The sequence below is a fragment of the Cupriavidus sp. 2TAF22 genome (assembly GCF_052115045.1).
Taxonomy (GTDB): domain Bacteria; phylum Pseudomonadota; class Gammaproteobacteria; order Burkholderiales; family Burkholderiaceae; genus Cupriavidus.
The window spans coordinates 51,615-73,869 of sequence record NZ_JBFRFX010000010.1; the positions used below are offsets into that span (position 1 = coordinate 51,615).

The following is a 22,255-nucleotide window of genomic DNA, read 5'->3' on the forward strand; positions in this document are numbered from 1 at the left end:
CCCTTCCCCTGCCCCGACGGAATCCCTGACATGATCGACAAGAAATTCATCGGCAAGGTGATTGCGGATTTCCGCACCACCGCCGCCCCCAGCCAGCTGCGCTTCTTCGCCAAGGCCACCGGCGAGACCAACCCGGTCTATACGGACGAGTCCGCCGCGCGCGACGCCGGCCACCCGGCCCTGCCGCTGCCTCCTACCTTCCTGTTCTCGCTGGAGCTGGCGCAGCCGCCGAGCGGCTGGCGCGACGAGCTTGGCATCAAGGTCGAACGCATCCTGCACGGCGAGCAGTCCTTCATCTACCACCGCATGGCCTATGCCGGCGATACGCTGCACCTGCAGACCCGCATCTCCGACATCTACGAGAAGAAAGGCGGCGCGCTGGACTTCGTGGTGCGCGAGACGCGCGTGACCAACCAGGCCGGCGAGCACGTGGCCGACCTGCGCAGCGTGCTGGTCCAACGCAACGGCTGAAACGGAGAATCCGAATGAACAATCTGAGCTTCGACCAGATCCAGGTCGGCGATACCCTGCCCCCGCTGACGCTGGGAGCGGTCAACCGCACCACGCTGGCGCTGTTTGCCGGCGCCTCGAACGACCACAACGCGATCCATATCGACACCGACTTCGCGCGCAAGGCCGGCATGCCAGACGTGTTCGCGCACGGCATGCTGTCGATGGCCTACCTGGGCCGCCTGCTGACCCTGTGGGTGGACCAGCGCCAGTTGCGCGAGTTCGGCGTGCGCTTCGTCGGCATCACGCACCTCGGCCACCGCATCACCTGCAGCGGCCGTGTGGTGGAAAAAATGGAAAAGAACGGCGAGCGCCGCATCAAGCTGGAAATCCAGACCGCCAACCAGTATGGCGAAACCAAGATCCTCGGCGACGCTGTCGTCGCGCTGTAACTACTTGATACTCAGGAGACAAGACATGGGAACACTTGACGGCAAGGTGGCACTGGTCACCGGTTCGGGCCGCGGCATCGGCAACGCCATCGCCAGGCGCCTGGCCAGCGAAGGCGCACGCCTGGTGATCAACGACCTGGACGCCGAGCCGGCGCACCAGACCGTGGAAGAACTCAAGGCCATGGGCGTCGAGGCCGTGGCCTGCGTGGGCAACGTGAGCGCGCCGGATTTCGCCGAGCGCTTCGTCAACACCGCGATGACGAACTTCAAGAGCATCGACATCCTCGTCAACAACGCCGGCTTCACCTGGGACGACGTGGTGCAGAAGATGAGCGACGAGCAGTGGTACGCCATCCTCGACTGCCACATGACCGCGCCCTTTCGCATCCTGCGCGCCGCCTATCCGCACATCAAGGCCTTGCACGCCGCCGACCAGGAAGCCGGGCGCGAGGTCTACCGCAAGATCGTGAATATCTCGTCGACCTCGGCCCTCAACGGCAACGCCGGCCAGATCAACTACTCCGGCGCCAAGGCCGGCGTGATCGGCATGACGCGCGCCATCGCCCGCGAATGGGGCCGCTTCAACGTCAACGTCAACGCCGTGGCGTTCGGCCTGATCCACACGCGCATGACCTCGGCCGATGCCAAGGCCGGCGCCACGGTGAACATCGACGGCCGCGACATCCGCGTCGGCCTGAATCCGGAAATGCTCAAGACCCACGCCCAGCGCAACCCGCTCGGCCGCGGGGGCACCCCGGAAGAAGCCGCCGGTGGCGTGTACCTGTTCTGCTCGCCGGACTCGAACTACATCACGGGCCAGACCATCGCCGTGGCCGGCAACCTGCAGTAAGCCGCCCTGCCGCCGGTGGCCGCGCCCCAGAGGCGCGACCACCGGCGCGTTCAGGGGACATCCGTCCCGCGCGTCGATTCTTGCGCCACCACCCTGTTTCTGCCGTCGTCCTTGGCCGCATATAGCCTCCGGTCTGCGACCGCGACCAGTTCGCCAAGATCGCGGCATGCGTCGGCAATCAGCTCCGCCACGCCAATCGACACCGTGAATCGAATCTCCCGGCCGGGTGCGGTCTCCGGCAAGGTCGCCTCCGGGAGCGTACACACAGCCTGGGCAATGGCAAGCCGCATCCGCTCCGCAATCCGCGCAGCTTCATCCAGCGAGGTATCCGGCAGCAGGACGCAGAATTCCTCCCCGCCGTAGCGAGCCACCAGATCCTGCGGCCGCGCCACTGCCCGCGTCACGGTTGCCAGTGTCTTGAGGGCCTCGTCGCCGGCCGCATGGCCCCAGCTATCGTTGACATGCTTGAAGTGGTCGATATCGATCATCAACAGCGAGATGGGCCGCTCGATGCGGCGCCCCCGCGTGAGGACATCGAAGTCCGCTTCCAGCCGCCGCCGGTTTGCCAGTCTGGTCAGCGCGTCCACGCGCGTGAGCTCCCGCAACTGGTCGCCCAGTATCATCTGCCGCTTCAGCAACTGGTCGACCACGGCAAGCGTCGCCCACAGCAGGAGGCCCAGCAGTAGCCAGATACCGGCGAACGGCACGCTGAACTGGCCGACCACGGCCAGGAACAACGTTCCCGCCGGCACATGGTCGAGCAGCACGAGGTCGGCGTTTTCCAGCTTTCTGTACAGGAGAAAGTCCTGGCGGACACTCAACATACCGCCGCCAGCCCGGAACAGCGTCGGGACCGCCAGGCCGCTCCAGTATGCCGGCAGCGTCTTCAGCCAGCTTTCGTCCGTGACGGTAAACGTGCTCTCGCTCGATGCGATGAGCGTTCCGCGCCGGTCCACGAGCGCGCGGGTATCGTCGTGGCTGGTCGCGGCATGCAGGTAGTCCTGGATGCGTCTCTGCGGGATCTCGAATACGATGGCACCGCGAATCGCGCCGTCGAGGATCACCGGGGTGGCAAACAGCAAAAGCGGTCCCGCAAGGCTTCTTCGCCCAAGGACCGGGTCGAAGATCACGTCGTGGTCCGGCAGGCGTTCTCGCGCGGGGCTGAACAGCCCCGATGAAGCGAACAGCTCGACAAAGGCGGCGACCTGCTCGTCCGCCACCGGCGGGCAGGCAACGACAACGCCAGTTGCCGAAACGAAGAAGGCATGCGCCAGATCCGCGCTCATCCGATACTGGACGGCCAGCAACTGGCTCATCACGCGGGACAGCTTCAGATCCTCGAGCAGGGTCGAGTCCCGGCGGCCCAGCCCGGGAATCCGCCTCAGTTGCTGCGAGCCGATGCCGCGGACCGGCGCATCGGCATCCGGCACCTGGAGGCTCCACAGCGGATTGTCCTGCGCGGCGAGCGCCTTGCGCAGCGGCTCGTCCGCTGCCGGATCGACCTGCGCCGATTGCTCGGCGAGATAATGCTGGGCGCTGTTGCGCAGAAAGCGCATCTGTCGCTTGGCGCCGCGAATATCGGCGTCCAGCGCCAGGCCCTGCAGTTCCAGCCGATGCGCGCGCAGATCCAGTTCTCGTGCACGGACAAGGAAATACTGGCGCCCGGCAAGAACCAGCGTAACGATGAACACCGCCGCGAAGCACAGGACGACCGCCTGGCGAGGACGCGACCTTGCGCGGCGCCAGACTGTGCGTGGAGTCGTACGCGGTGGCGCGCCAAGGTGCATGCCTGTTCTCCGATGCCGTAGTGCCCGACGCGGTGCCCGATCCTGCGACCGGACCGCATAGCTGCGAAGACAGTGTAACGCCGCAATCGCCGCAGAAGGCTGCGGCATGCCTTCACGCCCGACCGCGGGCTCAGGCTCGAGGGCGGATGAAGGCGATGAAGGCGATGAAAGCGGATGAAGGCACTCGCGAGTGCGGTGCCTTCGAAGCCCGTTGCGGGACTACGCTCAGGCGCGCGGGCCGAAGCCGCGGTAAGGCAGCAATGGAATGACATGCAGGATCTGCAGCATGCCGGCCTTCACCAGCGGCAGTGAATCCACCATCGCCTGTGCCTCGCCAAGGCTGCCAGCTTCGAGGATGGAGACGGCGCCGCGTTCGTCGCCGCGATACCAGATCTGGCGCAGGTGGCCTTCGGCATACAGCGTGCGGGCGCGCTGCGCCTCGTCTTCGAGATACGGTGCGAAATCGGCGTCGGCGTACAGGTCCGTGCGCATGCGGGAAAGAGCCAGGAATTGCATGTCGGGTCTCACTGGTTGGCAAATCGATCAGGGGAACCGCCGCCCGCTCATTCGGCGGCTGCGCCGGAGCTGCGGATCACGGCCGCCCATTTCGGGATTTCGCGCGACAGGTGCGTGCGCATGGCCTCGGACGAGCCGCCTTCCGGCACGGCGCCAAGCGTGGCGAGGCTTGCCCGCACCGACGGGTCGCGCAGCGCGGCATTCACCTGCCTGTTCAGCGCATCGACGATCGCCGGCGCGGTGCTCGCGGGGGCAAAGAGCCCATACCAGGACTTCACCTCGAAGCCCGGCAGGCCCGATGCAGCCACGGTCGGCACGCCGGGCGCGAACGCCTGCGGCTGGCTGCTGGTGACTGCCAGCGCGCGCAGCTTGCCGCTCTTGATGAAGGGCAGCACGGACGGTGCGTTGTCGAACATCACCTGGACCTGCCCGGCCATGAGGTCGGTCAGGGCCGGCGCGCTGCCCTTGTATTGCACGTGCTCCATGCGGATGCCGGCCATCGACTTGAACATCTCGCCGGACAGATGCGTCGACGAGCCGACCCCGGACGAGCCGAAGTTGACCGCGTCGGGGTGGGCCTTGGCATAGGCGATGAAATCGGCGACCGATTTCACGGGCAGTGCCGGATTGACCACCATCACATTGGGAAAGCTGGTCACCAGGGCCACGGGGATGAAGTCCTTCTGGATATCGAAGGACAGCTTCCTGTACAGCGTGGCGTTGATGGCGTTGGCATTGGAGCCAAGGAACAGGGTGTAGCCGTCGCTGGTGGAGCGGGCCACCGAGTTGGCCGCGATGCTGCTGGCCGCGCCGGGACGATTCTCCACGACGAAGGGCTGGCCCATCTGCACGGAGAGGCGGCTTGCCAGCAGCCGCGCCACCGAGTCAGCGGAGCCGCCAGGGGCATAACCCACCACGATCCTGACCGGTTTGGAAGGATAGGCCGGCTGCGAGGCTGCCAGCAGCGGTGTCATCAGGCCAAGCATGGCGAACAGGACTCGGGAAATGCGTTTCATGGGTGTAGACCGGAAGAATGGCGAAATCAAGGAAAGTCGGGCGGCGGGGGCTCACGCGACGGGCAGGTAGCGCTCTACCAGCCGCGCCCAGAAGGCCGCGCCGACCGGCAGGTTGTCGTCGTTGAAGTCGTAGCCAGGGTTATGGACCATGCACCCGCCCTCTCCCGCGCCGAGGCCGACGCCGTTGCCCAGGCGCAGGAAGCAGCCCGGCCGCTCCTGCAGCATGAACGCGAAGTCCTCGCTGGCCATCACCTGCTCGAAGCTGGCGTCGACGCCTTGCGCGCCGACCAGCTCTCGCGCCACCTCGATGGCGAAGGCGGTCTCGGGCTCGCTGTTGACGACGACCGGGTAGCCATAGATATAGTCCACCTCGGCGCTGGCGCCGTAGCTCAGCGCCTGCGCCTGGACCAGCGCCTCGATGCGCGTGCGCAGCAGCTCGCGCACGGCAGGGTCGAAGGAGCGCACGCTGAGTTCCAGCGTCGCCGAGGCAGGTATCACGTTGTTCGCCGAGCCGGCGCGCAACACACCGACGGTGACCACTGCCGTGGAGGCGGGATTCACGTTGCGGGCCACGATGGTCTGCAACGCCATCACGATGCTCGACGCGACCACCACGGGATCGATGCTCAGGTGCGGGCGCGCGGCGTGGCTGCCCTTGCCGTGCACGGTGATGGTGACCTTGTCGCCGGCAGCCATGAAGGCGCCGCTGCGGAACAGGAACCTGCCCGCCGGCTCGCCCGGATGATTGTGCATGCCGAAGACGGCGTCGCAGGGGAAACGCTTGAACAGGCCTTCTGCGATCATGCGCTGCGCGCCGCTGTCGACGCCCGCTTCCTCCGCGGGCTGGAAGTAGAGCCTCAGGGTGCCATCGAACCTCCGCTGCGCCGCCAGATACTGCGCGGCGCCCAGCAGCATCGTGGTGTGGCCGTCGTGGCCGCAGGCATGCATGATGCCGGGCATCCGGCTGGCGTGCGGCAAACCCGTCGCTTCCTGGATGGGCAAGGCGTCCATGTCGGCGCGGATGCCGATGCTGCGGCCGCCGTTGCCGGCCTGCAGGCTCGCCACCACGCCGGTGCCGCCGACACCCTCGACCACGTCGTAGCCCCACTCACGGAGCATGCGGCTGACCAGCGCGGCCGTTTCCAGCTCGTTGTAGGCCAGCTCGGGGTGCTGGTGTATGCGGCGGCGGATCGCGCGAAGACCTTGGGCGCTGGCCTCGAGGTCACTCACATTGCAGAAGTGGGGGGCGGACGACATGGCGTTGGGCGTTGCTCTTTGGTGGAATCGATGGCGGATTATTGGCCCGCCCAATTGGTACGATCAATGTATGATTTCGGTGATTACCGTTGCTTTCAAGTCAACAGACAGGGCAGCAGACAAGGCAGCAGACAAGTCAACTGACGACGCAGAAGACTGACGCAGAGACAACCCCGGACACTGCAGATTTATGGCGAATACGACCTTGAACGAGAAGCGCCTGGCCTACTTCTATGAAGCCGCCAGTTGCGGATCGCTGCGCGGCGCGGCAGACCGCATGAACGTCGAGCCATCCGTGGTCAGCAGGCAGATCCAGCAGCTGGAGAACGAACTCGGCGTGGCGCTGTTCGAGCGCAAGGGCCGCGGCGTGGTGCCCACCGAAGCGGCAGCGCTGGTGATGGATCACTGCCGCAATCGGCTGGCCAGCGAAGAGGCGCTGCGCGAGCGGCTGGACGACCTGGGCGGATTGCGCCGCGGCTCGCTGCGCATCGTGGCCGGCGAAGGGTATGGCGATCTCCTTATGGACGGCATCCTCGACGTATTCTGCCGGCAATACCCGGGCGTGCAGGTGTCGGTGGAGTTCGCCAGCGCCGCCGAGGCCGTGCGCATGGTGACGGCTGACGAAGCGCATATCGGCGTGGTCCTGAGCCCGCCGGCCGATGCGGGCATCCGCGTCGTCAGCGAGCGTACGCAGCCGATCTGCGCGGTGGCCTGGGCCGGCCATCCGCTGGCGCAGGCGCGGCGGCCCCCCACGCTGCAGGATATCAGCGCCTATCCCGTCGCCACCATGGGCCCGGGATTCGGCCTGCACCAGCTCGTGCGCCTGGCCGAGTTCACCGAAGGTGTGCAGCTCATCCCGGCTTTCACGACCAGCTCCATCGCGATGCTCAAGCGCTTTGTGGTCGCCCGGCTCGGCGTGACCTTCCTGTCCGGCAGCGCGGTGGCGAGCGAGGCCGCGCGCGGTGAAGTGGTCGCGGTGCGGACGGCGAACCAGGCGCTGGAATCCGCCCGCACCAAGGTCATGGTGCGGGCCGACCGGCCGCTGACGGCGGCCGGCAAGCGGATGCTGGCGCTCATCGAAGCCGCGATGAATCGCCCCGTTGGGCCGGCTGCCGGCCGCCGCAAGGGCTAGCCCGGCGCCAGGCCGGCTTGCGGCGAGCGACTTGCGGAACGACCCGGGCTTGCCGAAATACCGCGGCAACCTGTACAGCCCGCCATTGATCCGCGCCCTGCGCGGACGGAATCATCGCCGCGCAAACCCGCATTGATAGCAGGACCAGCTCGCGCAGGCCGCGCAGATGAGCGAACAAGGGATCGGCGCGGGTGATCGCATCATGGCTAGCGCACGACACTGACGCGGCAATCTGCGTTCGGCGTCACCGGGCCCCGCGACGCGGCCCTTGATGCACGCAGGGATAGCCGGCCGGCCCACCCATCAGGGTAAATACCCCCTCGCCAGCCCTTGGCCACTTCCGATGCCTGCCCTACAATTTATCACACGATCACTAATCGATCGATCAATAGCAAGGGTACCCATGGCAATCACCAAACTCGCGCACTTCTCTATCCGCAGCACCGATCTCGAGAAGTCCTGCGCCTTCTATCAGCGCATCCTCGGCTTCAGGCGGGGCTACCGCCCGCCTTTCGATTTCCCCGGCGCGTGGCTCTACATGGGCGGCGACGAAGGCGACTTCGGCACCGTGCACATTATCGGCATCGACCCCGACAACCCTGCAGGCCTGGCTGCCTATCTTGGCGAACGCGCATTGCCGGAAGCCGGCACCGGCACGCTCGACCACATCGCCTTCCTGGCCACCGGCGTCGCCGACATGTGGGCCACGCTAAAGGCCGAGGGCATTGCGTGGCGGGACCGCACCGTGCCCAGCCTCGGCCTGCACCAGCTCTTCATCGAAGACCCGTCCGGCGTCACCATCGAACTGAACTATCCCGCAGCCGAGGTTGCGGGCCTTGAAATGCCGGGCGCCGCGGACAGCGCGCGCAGCCTCGAAACTGCAGGAGAGTGATCATGACAACCATGTCGAAGCGGCCGAAGGCCATCGTCGTCGGCGGTTCGCTGGGCGGGCTGTTCGCCGCCAACCTGCTTGCCCGCGACGGGTGGGAAGTCGAGGTCTTCGAGCGGGTTACGGAAGCGCTCGCAGGGCGCGGCGCCGGCATTGTCACGCACCCGGAATTGTTCGAGGCGCTTGGCGCGGCCGGCGTCGAGGTGGACGACTCGATCGGCGTGCAGGTCAAGTCGCGGCTCACGCTGGCCCGGGACGGCAGCGTGCAGTCGCAACGCGAGATGCCCCAGACGCTGACGGCGTGGGGCAAGATGTACCACGTGCTGCGCTCCGCCTTCTCGGGCGGCAGCTATCGCCCGGGCGCAACCGTGGTCGCGGTCGACAGCCAGCCGGACCGCGCCACGGTTACGCTCAGCGACGGTTCCATGCATTTCGCCGACCTGGTCATCGCCGCCGACGGCTTCCGCTCCGCGCTGCGGGAACGCTTCCTGCCCGAGGTCAAGCTCCAGTACGCGGGTTATATCGCGTGGCGCGGGCTGGTGGATGAAACGCTGCTCAGCCAGCCCACGCGCGACATGCTGTTCGAGAAGTTCGCCTTCTGCCTGCCTGCGCACGAGCAGATCCTCGGCTACCCGGTTGCCGGCCAGGGCAACAGCACGCAGCCCGGCGAGCGCCGCTACAACTTTGTCTGGTACCGCGCCACCAGCGAGGATATCGACCTGCCTGACTTGCTCACCGACGCCAGCGGCAAGCGCTGGCCGGGCGGCATTCCGCCCGCGCTGATCCGCCCCGACGTGCTGGCCGACATGGAGCAAGCCGCACTGACGCTTCTCGCCCCGCAGTTCGGCGAGGTCGTGACCAAGACCGCACAGCCGTTGTTCCAGCCCATCTTCGATCTCGAGGTGCCGCGCATGGCGTTCGACCGCGTGGCGCTGCTCGGCGACGCCGCCTTCGTGGCGCGGCCACACTGCGGCATGGGCGTGACCAAGGCCGCGGGCGACGCCATGGCGCTGATAAAAGCCCTGAAGAGCCACGATTCGGTGCCGTCGGCGCTGGAGACCTATAGCGCCGAGCGCGTGCAGGTAGGCATGGCGATCGTCCAGCACGCCCGCCACCTGGGCGCATATATGCAGGCACAACTCAAGGACGAGACCGATCGCCAGATGGCGGAGCGCTATCGCACGCCGGAAGCCGTCATGCGCGAGACGGCGGTGTCGACGCGGTTCTGACCGCCATGCCGCCTCGACATGCATCGACATCCCGGGTGGCAGCGCCTTGCAGCGCTCCCCGCAGCCTGCCGAAACGCCGCCCGGCATCACATACGCCCCCAATGGAGACAACCGTGGAACATACCGCCACAAGCTACCCGCCCGCCGCCCGCAAGGCGGAACCGCCGCCCCCGCCCGCGCGGAACCCGCTGCTCAACGATCCCCGGTTCCAGTCCCTGGTGCGCACGCGGCGTACCTTCGCATGGACGCTCACCGCCCTCATGCTGGCCGTGTACTTCGGCTACATCCTTACGCTGGCCTTCAACCCGGCGCTGCTGGGCCGGCCCCTCACGCCCGGCCTGCCGACCAGCGTGGGCATCCCGGTCGGCTTCGGCATGTTCGCGGTGACCTTCCTCCTGGTGGCGGTGTACGTGCATCGCACCAATACGGTCTACGACAAGCTGATCAGCGACATCAAGCAAGGGGCAGCAAAATGAAGCGCATCTTCCTCTCTCCGGCCTTGCTGCTGGCCGCGCTGCCGGCGTTGCCGGCCCATGCCGCGACATCCGCGGTGGGCCAGGGCCTGAACCTCATCGCCATCGCCATGTTCCTGGTGTTCGTCGCGTCGACGCTGGTGGTGACGCGCTGGGCCGCGAAGAAGAACAACAGCGTGGCCGACCACTATGCCGCGGGCGGCAAGATCACCGCCATGCAGAACGGCTGGGCCATCGCCGGCGACTACATGTCCGCGGCTTCCCTGCTCGGCATCTCGGCGCTGGTGTTCACGAGCGGCTACGACGGCCTGATCTACTCGATCGGCTTCCTCGCGAGCTGGCCGATCATCCTGTTCCTGATCGCCGAGCCGCTGCGCAACCTCGGCCGCTTCACGCTGGCGGACGTGGTCTCGTACCGGCTGCAGCAGCGGCCGATCCGCGCGTTCTCGGCATCGAGCTCCATCGTCATCGTGCTGCTGTACCTGGTCTCGCAGATGGTCGGTGCCGGCAAGCTGGTCGAGCTGCTGTTCGGCTTCAACTACACGGCCGCGGTGGTGCTGGTCGGCGTGCTGATGGTCGTCTATGTCTTCTTCGGCGGCATGCTGGCCACCACGTGGATCCAGATCATCAAGGCCGTGCTGCTGCTCGCCGGCGCTGCCTTCATGGCCTTCATGGTCCTGAGCCGCTTCGGCTTCAGCCTGAACGCGCTGTTCTCGCAAGCGATCGTGGCCCACGGCAAGCATGCGGCGATCATGAGCCCGGGCGGCCTGGTGTCCGATCCGGTCTCGGCGGTGTCCCTGGGCCTGGCGCTGATCTTCGGCACCGCGGGCCTGCCGCACATCCTGATGCGCTTCTTCACCGTCGGCGACGTCAAGGCCGCGCGCAAGAGCATCCTGTACGCGACCGGCATCGTCGGCACCGGCTATGCGCTGATCATCATCATCGGCTTCGGCACGATCGCGCTCGTCGCCACCGATCCGCTCTATCACAACGCGTCGGGCGCGGTGATCGGCGGCGTCAACATGGTCGCGGTGCACCTGGCGCACGCGGTGGGCGGCAACGTCTTCCTCGGCTTTATCTGCGCGGTGGCGTTCTCGACCATCCTGGCCGTCGTGGCCGGCCTTGCGCTGGCAGGCTCCTCGGCCATTTCGCATGACCTCTATGCCAAGGTCCTGCGCCAGGGTGCCGCGACGGACAAGGAGGAAATGCGGGTTTCCCGGATGACGACGCTCGTGCTTGGCGTGCTCTCCATCCTGCTTGGCATCCTGTTCGAGAAGCAGACCATCGCCTTCATCGTCAGCCTGACCTTCTCCATCGCCGCCAGCTCCAACTTCCCGGTGCTGCTGCTGTCGATCTACTGGCGGGGACTGACGACCCGCGGCGCCGTGATCGGCGGATCGCTGGGCCTGCTGACCGCGGTGGTGCTGACGGTGCTCAGCCCCACCGTCTGGGTGCAGGTCCTTGGCCATGCGACCGCGCTCTACCCTTACGAGTATCCCGCGCTGTTCTCCATGCTGGTCGCCTTCGGCGGCATCTACGTGTTCTCCGTGACCGACAGGTCCGCGCGCGGCGCGCGCGAACGCGGCGCCTTCGACAACCAGCTGGTGGACTGCGAGCTCGGCCTGATCAAGCAGGGCTGAACAGTGCATCCGTCTACGGGTAAATACCAATAAGGCCGGACAATTGGCCAATTGTCCGCTCACCTAGACTGATAGATCGCATGGAGGGCGGGATGCCGGCGGGCCGGCATCCCGGCGATGGATCCCACCGTCCTCCCGGAACAGTCAACCAGAAAAAGGGGAATCGAAACATGGCCGCGATCGAAGTCAAGGTGCCTCAACTATCCGAATCGGTCTCCGAAGGCACCTTGCTGCAATGGAAGAAAAAAGCAGGCGATGCCGTTGTGCTCGACGAGATACTTGTCGAGGTCGAGACCGACAAGGTTGTGCTCGAAGTGCCCTCCCCCGCCAACGGCGTGCTGGCCCAGATCGTTCGCGGCGACGGCGCGACGGTCAAGGCCGAGGAGGTGATCGCGACCATCGACCCTAGCGGCAAGGCCGCCGCGCCTGCACCGGCCGCGGCCGCGCCGGCTCCCGCGGCTGCCCCGGCACCCGCGGCTGCAGCAGCCACGGCCACCGTGGCCACGGATTTCGACGTGATCGTGATCGGCTCCGGCCCCGGCGGCTACATCGCGGCGATCCGCGCGGCGCAGCTCGGCATGTCGGTGGCCTGCATCGAGGAATGGAAGAACCCCGCGGGCAAGCCGAAACTCGGCGGCACCTGCCTGAACGTCGGGTGCATCCCGTCCAAGGCCTTGCTGGCGTCGTCGGAGCAATACGAGAACGCCCTCCAGCATCTTGCCGATCACGGGGTGAAGGCGAAAGGGGTGACGCTTGACCTCGACACGATGATCGGCAGGAAGGCCGCCATCGTCGAGAAGATCACCGGCGGCGTCGAGTTCCTGTTCCGCAAGAACAAGATCACCTGGATCAAGGGCCACGGCAAGTTCCTGGGGCGCGCCGACGGCGCCATCAGCGTCGAGGCCGGCGAAGCCGGCAGCGCCAGGCCCTACACGGCCAGGCATGTGATCATCGCGACCGGCTCGAAGGCGCGGCATCTTCCCGGCATTCCGGTCGACAACAAGATCGTCTCCGACAACGAAGGCGCCCTCGCCTTCGACTCCGTACCCAAGAAGCTCGCCGTGATCGGGGCCGGGGTGATCGGCCTGGAGCTGGGCTCCGTCTGGCGCCGGCTTGGCGCGGAGGTCACCCTGCTCGAAGCGCTGCCGACCTTCCTCGGCGCGCTCGACGAAGCGGTGGCGAAGGAAGCGGAAAAGCTGTTCAAGAAGCAGGGCCTGACCATCCATCTCGGGGTCAGCATCGGGGACGTGAAGATCACCAAGAAGGGCCTCACGATCCAGTACAAGGACAAGGACGGCGCCGGCCAGACGCTGGAGGCCGATCGCCTCATCGTCTCCGTCGGCCGCGTCCCCAACACGGACGATCTCGGCCTCGACACGGTAGGGTTGTCGACGGATGAGCGCGGCTTTATCCCGGTGGACGATCACTGCGCCACCGCCATCCCCGGCATCCACGCGATCGGCGATGTCGTGCGCGGGCCGATGCTGGCGCACAAGGCAGAAGACGAAGGCGTGATGGTGGCCGAGCGCATCGATGGCCAGAAGCCGCACCTGGACTACAACTGCATTCCCTGGGTCATCTACACCGAACCGGAGATCGCCTGGGTCGGCAAATCGGAGCAGCAATTGAAGGCGGAGGGCCGCGAGGTCAGGTCGGGACAGTTCCCCATGATGGCGAACGGGCGCGCGCTGGGCATCGGCAAGACGGAGGGCTTCGTGAAGATGATCGCGGATGCCAAGACCGATGAGCTGCTCGGCATCCACGTGATCTCGGCCAATGCCTCCGACCTGATCGCGGAGGCGGTCGTGGCCCTCGAGTTCAAGGCATCTTCGGAGGATATCGGCATGCTCAGCCATCCGCACCCCTCGTTGTCCGAGGTGATGCGCGAGGCCGCGCTCGCCGTGCGCAAGCGCGCCTTGAATATCTAGGGGCCCTGGCCTTGCCATGCCTGGACCAGTACCGCCGCGTCTCGCAATTTATCATCTGATTGGTACAATGCAGCCAGCACTCCGCACGGGAATGCCCTGCACAGGTGGATGAATGAATCGAGACGCGGCTTCACCCAAGAACGATGCCCCGGCAAAGACCGGCAAACGATTGCTTCCGGAGGAACGGGAGCAGCAGATCGTCCAGAAGGCCATCGAACACTTCACCCGCAACGGCTTCTCCGGCAGCACCCGGGAACTCGCGAAGCAGATCGGCGTCACGCAGCCTCTGCTGTACCGCTACTTCGAGAGCAAGGAGGCACTGATCGACCGGGTGTACAACGAGGTATTCCAGTGGCGCCCCGACTGGGAGCGACAGATCGCCGACCGCTCGACGCCGCTGACCGAACGCTTGTATGCGTTCTATCTCGACTACGCGTCCGTCATCCTGCGGGAAGAATGGATCCGCGTGTTCATCTTTGCCGGCCTGACGCGCGAGGGCATCAACAACAAGTATCTCAACAAGCTGCGCAGCAAGGTGTTCCTGCCCGTGCTGGCCGAAGTGCGGGCGGAGTTCGACATCCCCGAGCCGCGCAACACCGCCGAACTCGACGCCGAGGTCGAGATGATCTGGAGCCTGCACGCCTCCATTTTCTATCTCGGCGTGCGCAAGTGGGTCTATGGCCTGAAGGTTCCCGCCGACGTCGCCACCGATGTGCGCCTGAAGGTCGATATGTTCCTCCACGGCGCACCCGCCGTGATGCGCACCTTGCGCAAGCCGCGCGCCTGACGACCGGCCAGCCGGACCCTCCCCCGACGCTGGAGCCATGATCATGGACAAGCTGCTGGCATTGAAGATGTTCGTCGAGACCGTCGACGCCAAGGGGTTTTCCTCCGCCGCCCGCAGGCTGAACCTCGCCACGTCGTCCGTGACCCGGCTGATGGACAACCTGGAGGAGGAACTCGGCGCCGTCCTGCTGAACCGCTCGACCCGCCAGGTCACCGTCTCCGAAGCCGGCGCCGCCTACTACCAGCGCGCGCGAAAGATCCTGGACGCGGTGGCGGAGGCGGATGCGCTTATCGCCGACCGCGGCGATACGCCGGTCGGCCAGCTCCGCGTTTCCCTGCCGGTTGCGTTCGGGCGGCGCTGCATCGCGCCGTTCCTGGGCGGACTGCTTGCACGCCACCCCAAGCTCGAACTTGAGGTCACGCTCACCGACGACATCGTCGACCTGCTCGGCGAGCGCATCGACCTGTCCATCCGGCTCGGCAGCGCGGCCGCGTTCGACGACGTGGTTGCACGGCAGATCGGCGTATTCCGCCGCAAGGTGGTGGGCAGTCCCGGTTATCTGCAGCGGCGTGGCCTGCCGGCCGCGCCGTCTGACCTGCTCGGGCACGAATGCCTGCGTTTCAGCTATGGCGCCGGCCAGCAGGTCTGGACGTTCCTGCGCGACGCGGAGGAAGTCCAGGTGCCCATCCCGGGCAACTTCAGGAGCAACAATGCGGAAGTGCTGCGCGAACTGGCCCTGGCCGACGGCGGCATCGCCCTCGTGCCTGACTGGCTCGTCGGCGAGGACATCCAGGGTGGCCGGCTGACGTCGCTGTTCGAGGACTGGACCGTCAATCCCAACCGGGCCAGCTCGGCCATTTCCGCCCTCTACCTGCCGAACCAGCGTGGCTCCAGGCGCATCGGTGCCTTCCTCGATTTTCTCGCGCGGATTCCGGGGCCGACGAACCGGGACGCCACGACCGCATAGGCTTGCCGCCTGGCGTCCCGCATCCGCGCGCGCCGTCTCCGCGCGGCTGGCCATGGCGCGATCCCATCTGTTCTGGCTCGCCCTGTCAACAACAGGACCCGGGTGGCAGCGGCAGCACCGTAGCCATCACAGATCCAGGCATAAGCTGCTGCTGCCTACCGGCGGCGCCGGCGGTCTGGGCCGTGCGGCCGAATTCGGGCGCGTACTCCACATCCGACCAGGCAAACGGCATGGCGCCAGGCGTGCGGCGCGCTTCCCGGACGCGGAACCGCAACAGGCGCTGCGCCCCCTGGAATGCCGACAGTTCGGGCCCTTCCCATATCACCTCGGCGGTCACCACGAGGTAGAGGATATCGCCCGACGCGAGGTCGACGAACAGAAGCCCGGCGCGCGGATCGTGCAGCAGGTTGCCGATCGTATTGAAGAACCGGTTGCCGCTGTAGTCCGGCACGGTGATGGCGCCGTCGTCCCCGACCTGGACGAAACCGGGCAGGCCGCCCCGATGGGATACATCGGCGCCGCCGGACATGCCGGCGGATGCATCCGCATTGGCGCTGGCGACAAAGAACGTGTCGGCGCGCGCCAGCAGGCTCCGGTCCGCATCGGATAGCGCGCCGGCACGCAACACACGGGCCCGCGAGGCGGATGGCGTCCGGGCCACGGGCACGGGCGTACGGCGCTGGATGTACTGCGCGCAGTTGCCGAAGCTCTGGCTGACCCTGAGCGTGAACGCATCGCCATCCGCTGCGCTGACCACGCCGTTGACGCGGTTCCTGCGCCGGGTCTGCGGCTGGATGCCCAGCCCGCCCACCATCGCGCCTGGCAACCAGGTGCCCGCCAGGGGATCGCCGGGCAGCGCCGCGCCGCCAATGCGAAGCGTGCACGGATCCGGCGACGACACGAATCCGGGCTCGCCGGCCCTGATCGTTGCCCAGGGCTGGCCCTGCGCATCCAGCCCGCCCAGCACCAGGAACGGCAGCGTCGCATAGAACTCCCGGTGCTGCTCCGGCATGTAGGTGCGAATGCCGCGCCGCCCGCTCCGGTCGGCCATCTCGCGCACGCCCGCATGCTGCTGGGCCAGCAGCTCGGTGGCGTGGAACGGGGATTGCGGGCCGGGCCATCCCGGCGGCGGTGCGGCATTCTGCGACATGGTCGTTCTCCCTCAGGCAGCCAGCGCGGCAGCCTTATCCGGCCAGCAAGCCGGCCTTGGTCACGGGCATGCCGGCGAAGCGGGGCAATGCCTCGATGCGGCGCAGCCATGCGCGCAGGTTCGGATAAGGCTCGAGCGACACGCCGCCTTCCGGGGCATGGGCGATATAGGTGTAGGCGGCGATGTCCGCGACGGTGGGCACCGAGCCAATGGCGAACGGGCTGGTGGCGAACCCGGCTTCGATCACTTCGAACAGGTTGACCGCGATCTTCCTGGCCGCTTCATGGTCCAGCGGCGCCCCGAACACGGTCACCAGGCGGGCGGCGCAGGGGCCATAGGCGATCTGCCCCGCGGCAAGCGAAAACCAGCGCTGCACCGCGGCGGCGCCAAGCTCGTCTTCGGGCAGCCACGCCGCATCGCCATAGCGCCTTGCCAGGTACACCAGGATCGCATTCGAGTCATACAGGACCGTATCGCCATCCTGGATCGCCGGTACCTGGCCGAAAGGGCTGATGGCGAGGAATTCCGGGCGGCGGTTGTCCTTTGCTTTCATGTCGATCTCGGTGACCTCGAACGGCAGGTCGAGCAAGGTCAGGAAAAGGCGAACCCGGTGTCCATGGCCCGAGAGGCGGGTGGTGTACAGCCGGATCGGCGCAACAGGCTTGGTCTTGGTTGGCATCTGTGTCTTTGCTTGGGTTGGAGCGCCCTGGACGGCGGGCGCGGACGGGACGGGTTAGCGCGAAAGCAGAGCCTACCCCTTGGGATTGGCCGCCGGAAGATAGATAATCGCGGAAACATAGTCCTTCTGGACAGGACAATTCAACCCCAGCGGACAGCGCACCCCGGATCCCGCCGCGGTGCCGGCAGAGTGGAACATGACCGATCTCCAGCACGTCAACCTGAATCGCCTCGCCATCTTCGTCGCCGTGGTCGAGACCGGCTCGATGACTTCGGCGGCCGAGCGCCTCGGGCTGGCCAAGACAGTGGTCAGCAGCCATATGCAGCGCCTGGAGGCCGAGATCGGGGCGAGCCTGCTGCACCGGACCACGCGGCGCCTGAGCGTGACGGACTCCGGCAAGGCCTTCTACCAGGCGTGCCGGCAGATCATCGCCACCGCCGAGAGCGCCATCGCGGACGCGGCGGGACGCACCGGCCCCCTGCGCGGCGCCCTGCGCGTGAGCGCGCCGATCGACTACGGCTCGCTGGTCGTCGCGCCGGCGCTGGTTGCCCTGCGCGCGGCCCAGCCCGCGCTGGAGATCGAACTGGCCTGCAACGACCGCTATGTGGACCTGATCGCGGAACGTGTCGACGTTGCCATCCGGCTTGGCCGCCTGCAGGATTCGAACCACCGGGCCGTCAGGCTCGGCAGCTTCGTCAAATGGCTGGTGGCCAGTCCCGGCTTCGTGAAGGCGTGGGGACAGCCACGCTCCCCGCTCGACCTGGCCGGCCTGCCCTGCGTGGCGTTGTCGATCTTGCCAAGACCCCATTCGCTGACCCTGCGCAATGGCCAGCAGCAACAGCAGACCCTGCGCTGCACCAACCTGCTGATGGCCAACACGGCCCACGCGTGCCGCGCGGCCGTGCTCGCCGGCGGCGGCTTCGGCCTGCTCACGGACTTCTCGGTGCGGGAGGATGTGCAGGCCGGGCGCCTTGTGCGTCTTCTGCCGGACTGGGAGACCGAGGCCGCGGGTATCCAGGCCATCTTCCCGCCGACCAGCCACCCGCCCCCGAAGGTCATGGCGTTTATCGACGCGCTGCGCGGATACCTCGAACACCGCTGAGGCAGGTCCCGAATTCGACGGCAAGCGCCACGCTTGCCACCGGGACACGCCTTCACCCCCCGCACCGTCCAAGACGGATATCGAGGCCTTGCCGAAGGGCCCCGGTGCATAAGGCAACGGCACGACGGCGCTGACTTGCCGCCGTGGCCAGCGCGTGCCGGCCTCCCGCGCAAGGAGGCCGCTTTTCGTTTGCCGCGCCGCGGCAGCGCCGGTCTGCGGCACCCGCATCGCTTCGAGCGCCAGTCGCGGCCTTGCTCCCGGCGCAACGCTGAGTTGCGCGGCGCTCCCATTCCGCGCAGCCGCCCAAGGGCCTACCTTAGTGACACCGCAATACGCAATACGCAGTGCGCAGTGCGCAGTGCGCAATGCGCAATACCCAAAAAACAAAAAACAAAACGCAATGCGATTCTCTCCAAATCCTTGATCGAAGGAGCCTTATCTTGAACAAGCATCTCTTTACGCCGATTTCCGTGGGCAATATCTCGCTGGCACACCGCGTCGCGATGGCGCCGCTTACCCGCTCGCGCGCCGGGCAACCCGGCAATGTGCCCACTGCGATGAATGCCGAGTACTACCGGCAGCGCGCCTCGGCCGCCCTCATCATTTCCGAGGCGGCCCAGATCTCGCAGCAAGGGCAAGGCTATGCCTGGACACCCGGCATCTACAGCCAGGAACAGGTCGAAGGCTGGCGCAAGGTGAGCGAGGCCGTGCATGCCGAAGGCGGCAAGATGTTCCTCCAGCTCTGGCACGTCGGACGGGTCTCGCACCCGGTGTTCCAGCCCGGTGGCGCGTTGCCGGTCGCCCCGAGCGCGCTGCCGGTCCCCGGCAAGACATTCATCGTCGACGAGCACGGCAATGGCGTCTGGGGCGACGTGCCCGTGCCGCAGGAACTGACCACCGAAGGGATCAGGCAGATCGTGGCTGACTATCGCCAGGCAGCCCGCAACGCCATCGCCGCCGGCATGGACGGCGTGGAGATCCACGCAGGGAATGGCTACCTGCTCGACCAGTTCATCAACTCGAACAGCAACCAGCGCAACGACGGCTATGGCGGCAGCATCGAGAACCGCGCGCGCCTGTTGCTGGAAGTCGTGGACGCCATCAGCGAAGAAGTCGGCGCCGGCCGGGTTGCCGTGCGCCTGACGCCCATGGGCCGCTTCATGGGCATGGGCGACGAAACGCCGGAAGCAACCTACGGCCATATCGTGCGCCGGCTCAGCGAGCGCAGCCTGGCGTACCTGCATCTGGTGGAGCCGGCCATGGTCGGGGTGGTGAAGGATGAGAACTTCGACCCGCGCTGGGATGCCATCATCCAGGCCCTGCGCAACGATTACGACGGCGTACTGATGCTCGCCGGCGGCTACGACGGCGCCAGCGCGGAGCAGGCCATTGCCGACGGGCGTGCCGACCTCATCGCTTTCGGGCGGCCCTTTCTCGCCAACCCGGATCTCCCGGCGCGCCTGAAGGGAAACCATCCCCTCAATGCGCCTGATGCGGCATCGTTCTTCGGCGGGACGTCGGCGGGTTACCTTGACTATCCGGCGCTCGGCTGAGCGGGGCTGGAGGCCGAAACGCGCCCGCACCGGGTCTGCCGCGCGCGGCCCGACGGGCGGCGCGGGCCCGGGAGCGGGCGCCTTTTAACACAAAGACATGACACTTTAGTTGCGCTGCCGCCGCAAAGCCTCCTCAAGCGCCGCGCGACGGGGTACTATGATCCATCTGGTCGCCCCCCGGCGGCGATCCTCACCAGAACAGGATTGAAGTCGAATATGGCAGAAGGCTCGGGTGTCCCACTCCAGAACGCCCCGTCCCTCCCCTTGCCGCAGAGTGATTCTAATGGCACTCCGGCGGATTTCCTTGCCAGCGCCGACGCCCGGCAATCCTTCCTCAATCGTGTCGCCAGCCAGCTGGAATTCAACCGGCGCGTGCTGTTCCAGGCAGAGGACCGCGAGATCCCGCTGCTGGAACGGCTGCGTTTCCTGTGCGTGTTCARCAGCAACCTCGACGAGTTCTACGAGATCCGCGTCGCCGGCCTCAAGGAGCAGATCAAGCTGCAGGCTGCGCTGCCCGGCCCCGACGGGCTGGACCCGCGCCAGGTCTATGCGCTGCTCAGCGCGCGCGCCCACAAGCTGGTGGCCGAACAATACCGGCTGTTCAACGAGGTCCTGATCCCGGAACTGGCCACCGAGGGCATCCGCTTCCTGCGGCGCCCGGAGTGGACCGGGCCGCAAGCCGAGTACATCCGGGACTTCTTCTTCCGCGAGCTGATGCCGATGCTGACGCCGATCGGCCTCGATCCGGCGCACCCGTTCCCGCGCGTGCTCAACAAGAGCCTGAATTTCGCCGTGGAACTGGATGGCAAGGATGCCTTCGGCCGCGAGGCCGGATCGGCGATCGTGCAGGCGCCGCGGGCGCTGCCCCGCGTCATCCTGCTGCCGAGCGAGATCTCCGGCTGCGAGCATGGCTTCGTGTTCCTGTCGTCGATCCTGCATGCCCATGTGTGCGAGCTGTTTCCGGGCATGCGCGTGCGCGGCTGCTACCAGTTCCGCGTCACCCGCAACAGCGACCTGTTCGTCGACGAGGACGAAATCAAGAACCTGCGCGATGCGCTGCAGGGCGAGTTGCCGCAGCGGCACTATGGCGATGCCGTGCGACTCGAAGTGGCGGACAACTGCTCCGACGAGATGACGCGGTTCCTGCAGAAGCAATTCGGGCTCGAGGACACCGAAGTCTTCTCCGTCAACGGCCCGGTCAACCTGGTGCGGCTGATGCCGGTGCCGGACAGCGTCGCCCGCGATGACCTGAAGTACCCGCAGTGCCGGGCCGGACTGCCGAAGGCCCTGCAAGACCAGACCGACATATTCCGCGCCATCCGCGATGGCGATATCCTGCTGCACCACCCCTTCCAGTCGTTCATGCCCGTGGTGGATTTCATCCGCCAGGCGGCGGAAGACCCGGATGTCATGGCGATCAAGCAGACGGTGTACCGGGCCGGCAACGACTCGGCGCTGCTCGACGCGCTGATCGGCGCCGCACGCCGCGGCAAGGAAGTCAGCGTGGTGGTGGAGCTGCTGGCGCGCTTCGACGAAGAGGCCAACATGAACTGGGCCGCCCAGCTCGAGGAAGCCGGCGCGCACGTAGTGTATGGGGTGGTGGGCTACAAGGCCCATGCCAAGATGGCGATGGTGGTGCGGCGCGAAGGCGAAAAGCTGCGCCGCTATGTGCATCTGTCCACCGGCAACTATCACTCGCAGACTGCGCGCAACTTCACTGACATCGGCCTGTTTACCTGCAAGGAAAGCATCGCCTGCGACGTGGCCAACGTGTTCTCGCAACTGACCGGACTGGGCCATCCCGGCACGCTGGCCCATCTCTGGCAGGCGCCGTTCACCATGCACACGTCGCTGCTCGAGGCGATCCGCCGCGAAGCCAAGCACGCCAAGGCGGGCCGCAAGGGCTTCATCATCGCCAAGATGAACGCACTGCTGGAGCCGAAGATCATCCAGGCGCTGTACCAGGCGTCCTGCGACGGCGTGCGCATCGAGCTGATCGTGCGCGGCGCCTGCGCGCTGCGGCCCGGCGTGCCGGGGATGTCGGAGAATATCCGCGTGCGCTCGGTGCTCGGGCGCTTCCTCGAGCACGAGCGGATCTTCTACTTCTACAACGACAAGGCCGAAGACGTGCGCCTGTCCAGCGCCGACTGGATGGAGCGCGATTTCTTCCGCCGCATCGAGATCTGCTTCCCGATCCTGGACAAGGCCCTGAAAAAGCGCGTGATCGAAGAAGGGCTCAAGCGCTACCTCAAGGACAACCGCGACACCTGGGAACTGGAAGCGGATGGCAACTACCGGCGCCGCCGCGGCCGCCGGCAAGTCTCGGCCCAGTGCGCGCTGCTTGCCGAGCTGGCATAGCATCGGCCGTGCCCGCCTTACCCGCATCGCCTGCCGCACC

The 22,255-nt window shown here is 66.7% G+C and carries 19 protein-coding genes and 1 pseudogene; 14 read left to right on the forward strand and 6 right to left on the reverse strand.

What is annotated here, in order from left to right; all coding sequences use genetic code 11:
* Nucleotides 1-30 precede the first annotated feature (30 nt).
* The 3 genes from AB4Z48_RS14000 to AB4Z48_RS14010 are packed head-to-tail and all read left to right on the forward strand — an operon-like array spanning nucleotide 31 to nucleotide 1,752.
* Nucleotides 31-471, forward strand: a complete 441-nt coding sequence (locus AB4Z48_RS14000) for a MaoC family dehydratase N-terminal domain-containing protein (RefSeq protein ID WP_441614841.1) — start codon at nucleotides 31-33, stop codon at nucleotides 469-471.
* A gap of 14 nt (nucleotides 472-485) precedes the next feature.
* Nucleotides 486-902 (forward strand): MaoC family dehydratase, encoded by a 417-nt coding sequence (locus AB4Z48_RS14005; protein WP_441614843.1) that lies wholly within the window; start codon nucleotides 486-488, stop codon nucleotides 900-902.
* Nucleotides 903-927: 25 nt separating this feature from the next.
* Entirely contained in the window at nucleotides 928-1,752 is an 825-nt protein-coding gene (locus tag AB4Z48_RS14010; RefSeq protein ID WP_441614845.1) for an SDR family NAD(P)-dependent oxidoreductase, read from the forward strand.
* Nucleotides 1,753-1,802: 50 nt separating this feature from the next.
* Here AB4Z48_RS14010 and AB4Z48_RS14015 read toward each other — a convergent pair whose 3' ends face one another.
* The 4 genes from AB4Z48_RS14015 to AB4Z48_RS14030 all read right to left on the reverse strand — a co-directional run bounded on the left by AB4Z48_RS14015 (nucleotide 1,803) and on the right by AB4Z48_RS14030 (nucleotide 6,328).
* Nucleotides 1,803-3,539, reverse strand: a complete 1,737-nt coding sequence (locus tag AB4Z48_RS14015; protein ID WP_441614847.1) for a diguanylate cyclase — start codon at nucleotides 3,537-3,539, stop codon at nucleotides 1,803-1,805.
* A 225-nt stretch (nucleotides 3,540-3,764) separates the two neighbouring features.
* Nucleotides 3,765-4,055, reverse strand: coding sequence for a muconolactone Delta-isomerase family protein (locus AB4Z48_RS14020; RefSeq protein ID WP_441614849.1), 291 nt, complete (start codon nucleotides 4,053-4,055; stop codon nucleotides 3,765-3,767).
* A gap of 47 nt (nucleotides 4,056-4,102) precedes the next feature.
* Nucleotides 4,103-5,071, reverse strand: a complete 969-nt coding sequence (locus AB4Z48_RS14025; RefSeq protein WP_441614851.1) for a tripartite tricarboxylate transporter substrate binding protein — start codon at nucleotides 5,069-5,071, stop codon at nucleotides 4,103-4,105.
* A 51-nt stretch (nucleotides 5,072-5,122) separates the two neighbouring features.
* Nucleotides 5,123-6,328 (reverse strand): M20 aminoacylase family protein, encoded by a 1,206-nt coding sequence (locus AB4Z48_RS14030; protein ID WP_441614853.1) that lies wholly within the window; start codon nucleotides 6,326-6,328, stop codon nucleotides 5,123-5,125.
* 190 nt (nucleotides 6,329-6,518) lie between these two features.
* On the opposite strand from AB4Z48_RS14030, the gene AB4Z48_RS14035 reads away from it, so the two are divergent.
* The 8 genes from AB4Z48_RS14035 to AB4Z48_RS14070 all read left to right on the forward strand — a co-directional run bounded on the left by AB4Z48_RS14035 (nucleotide 6,519) and on the right by AB4Z48_RS14070 (nucleotide 15,373).
* Nucleotides 6,519-7,460, forward strand: a complete 942-nt coding sequence (locus AB4Z48_RS14035) for a LysR family transcriptional regulator (protein WP_441614855.1) — start codon at nucleotides 6,519-6,521, stop codon at nucleotides 7,458-7,460.
* A 403-nt stretch (nucleotides 7,461-7,863) separates the two neighbouring features.
* Complete coding sequence (locus tag AB4Z48_RS14040; RefSeq protein ID WP_441614857.1) at nucleotides 7,864-8,352, forward strand: VOC family protein; 489 nt, start codon at nucleotides 7,864-7,866, stop codon at nucleotides 8,350-8,352.
* Between the two features lie 2 nt (nucleotides 8,353-8,354).
* Nucleotides 8,355-9,578, forward strand: a complete 1,224-nt coding sequence (locus AB4Z48_RS14045) for an FAD binding domain-containing protein (RefSeq protein WP_441614859.1) — start codon at nucleotides 8,355-8,357, stop codon at nucleotides 9,576-9,578.
* 113 nt (nucleotides 9,579-9,691) lie between these two features.
* Nucleotides 9,692-10,054, forward strand: a complete 363-nt coding sequence (locus AB4Z48_RS14050; RefSeq protein ID WP_441614861.1) for a DUF485 domain-containing protein — start codon at nucleotides 9,692-9,694, stop codon at nucleotides 10,052-10,054.
* Complete coding sequence (gene actP / locus AB4Z48_RS14055; protein WP_441614863.1) at nucleotides 10,051-11,691, forward strand: cation/acetate symporter ActP; 1,641 nt, start codon at nucleotides 10,051-10,053, stop codon at nucleotides 11,689-11,691. Before AB4Z48_RS14050 ends, actP begins: the two co-directional genes overlap by 4 nt.
* A gap of 170 nt (nucleotides 11,692-11,861) precedes the next feature.
* Nucleotides 11,862-13,619: a dihydrolipoyl dehydrogenase gene (gene lpdA, locus AB4Z48_RS14060; RefSeq protein ID WP_441614865.1), complete on the forward strand. Its 1,758-nt coding sequence runs from the start codon at nucleotides 11,862-11,864 to the stop codon at nucleotides 13,617-13,619.
* Nucleotides 13,620-13,731: 112 nt separating this feature from the next.
* On the forward strand, nucleotides 13,732-14,406 hold the full coding sequence (locus AB4Z48_RS14065) for a TetR/AcrR family transcriptional regulator (protein WP_441614867.1): 675 nt from the start codon (nucleotides 13,732-13,734) through the stop codon (nucleotides 14,404-14,406).
* Nucleotides 14,407-14,449: 43 nt separating this feature from the next.
* Nucleotides 14,450-15,373, forward strand: coding sequence for a LysR family transcriptional regulator (locus AB4Z48_RS14070; protein WP_441614869.1), 924 nt, complete (start codon nucleotides 14,450-14,452; stop codon nucleotides 15,371-15,373).
* Between the two features lie 109 nt (nucleotides 15,374-15,482).
* Here the strand turns inward: AB4Z48_RS14070 and AB4Z48_RS14075 are convergent.
* A pseudogene (locus AB4Z48_RS14075) lies at nucleotides 15,483-16,523 on the reverse strand (pyridoxamine 5'-phosphate oxidase family protein); the annotation flags it as partial.
* 34 nt (nucleotides 16,524-16,557) lie between these two features.
* Complete coding sequence (locus tag AB4Z48_RS14080) at nucleotides 16,558-17,202, reverse strand: glutathione S-transferase family protein (protein ID WP_441614871.1); 645 nt, start codon at nucleotides 17,200-17,202, stop codon at nucleotides 16,558-16,560.
* A gap of 196 nt (nucleotides 17,203-17,398) precedes the next feature.
* Here AB4Z48_RS14080 and AB4Z48_RS14085 point away from each other — a divergent pair, with 196 nt between their 5' ends.
* From AB4Z48_RS14085 to ppk1, 3 genes are all read left to right on the forward strand, one after another.
* Nucleotides 17,399-18,304 carry a LysR family transcriptional regulator gene (locus tag AB4Z48_RS14085; protein ID WP_441614873.1) on the forward strand — a complete coding sequence of 302 codons (906 nt, stop codon included), beginning with the start codon at nucleotides 17,399-17,401 and terminating at the stop codon, nucleotides 18,302-18,304.
* 440 nt (nucleotides 18,305-18,744) lie between these two features.
* Nucleotides 18,745-19,857 (forward strand): alkene reductase, encoded by a 1,113-nt coding sequence (locus tag AB4Z48_RS14090; RefSeq protein ID WP_441614875.1) that lies wholly within the window; start codon nucleotides 18,745-18,747, stop codon nucleotides 19,855-19,857.
* Nucleotides 19,858-20,073: 216 nt separating this feature from the next.
* Nucleotides 20,074-22,215, forward strand: a complete 2,142-nt coding sequence (ppk1, locus tag AB4Z48_RS14095; protein WP_441614877.1) for a polyphosphate kinase 1 — start codon at nucleotides 20,074-20,076, stop codon at nucleotides 22,213-22,215.
* Nucleotides 22,216-22,255 lie beyond the last annotated feature (40 nt).

Coding starts and splice junctions, on each gene's coding strand:
- AB4Z48_RS14020 (WP_441614849.1), bottom strand. CDS start 4,055: ATGCAATTCCTGGCTCTTTCCCGCATGCGCACGGACCTGTACGCCGAC.
- AB4Z48_RS14030 (WP_441614853.1), bottom strand. CDS start 6,328: ATGTCGTCCGCCCCCCACTTCTGCAATGTGAGTGACCTCGAGGCCAGC.
- AB4Z48_RS14010 (WP_441614845.1), top strand. CDS start 928: ATGGGAACACTTGACGGCAAGGTGGCACTGGTCACCGGTTCGGGCCGC.
- AB4Z48_RS14015 (WP_441614847.1), bottom strand. CDS start 3,539: ATGCACCTTGGCGCGCCACCGCGTACGACTCCACGCACAGTCTGGCGC.
- actP (WP_441614863.1), top strand. CDS start 10,051: ATGAAGCGCATCTTCCTCTCTCCGGCCTTGCTGCTGGCCGCGCTGCCG.
- AB4Z48_RS14080 (WP_441614871.1), bottom strand. CDS start 17,202: ATGCCAACCAAGACCAAGCCTGTTGCGCCGATCCGGCTGTACACCACC.
- lpdA (WP_441614865.1), top strand. CDS start 11,862: ATGGCCGCGATCGAAGTCAAGGTGCCTCAACTATCCGAATCGGTCTCC.
- AB4Z48_RS14045 (WP_441614859.1), top strand. CDS start 8,355: ATGACAACCATGTCGAAGCGGCCGAAGGCCATCGTCGTCGGCGGTTCG.
- AB4Z48_RS14070 (WP_441614869.1), top strand. CDS start 14,450: ATGGACAAGCTGCTGGCATTGAAGATGTTCGTCGAGACCGTCGACGCC.
- AB4Z48_RS14000 (WP_441614841.1), top strand. CDS start 31: ATGATCGACAAGAAATTCATCGGCAAGGTGATTGCGGATTTCCGCACC.
- AB4Z48_RS14025 (WP_441614851.1), bottom strand. CDS start 5,071: ATGAAACGCATTTCCCGAGTCCTGTTCGCCATGCTTGGCCTGATGACA.
- AB4Z48_RS14085 (WP_441614873.1), top strand. CDS start 17,399: ATGACCGATCTCCAGCACGTCAACCTGAATCGCCTCGCCATCTTCGTC.
- AB4Z48_RS14035 (WP_441614855.1), top strand. CDS start 6,519: ATGGCGAATACGACCTTGAACGAGAAGCGCCTGGCCTACTTCTATGAA.
- AB4Z48_RS14040 (WP_441614857.1), top strand. CDS start 7,864: ATGGCAATCACCAAACTCGCGCACTTCTCTATCCGCAGCACCGATCTC.
- AB4Z48_RS14005 (WP_441614843.1), top strand. CDS start 486: ATGAACAATCTGAGCTTCGACCAGATCCAGGTCGGCGATACCCTGCCC.
- AB4Z48_RS14065 (WP_441614867.1), top strand. CDS start 13,732: ATGAATCGAGACGCGGCTTCACCCAAGAACGATGCCCCGGCAAAGACC.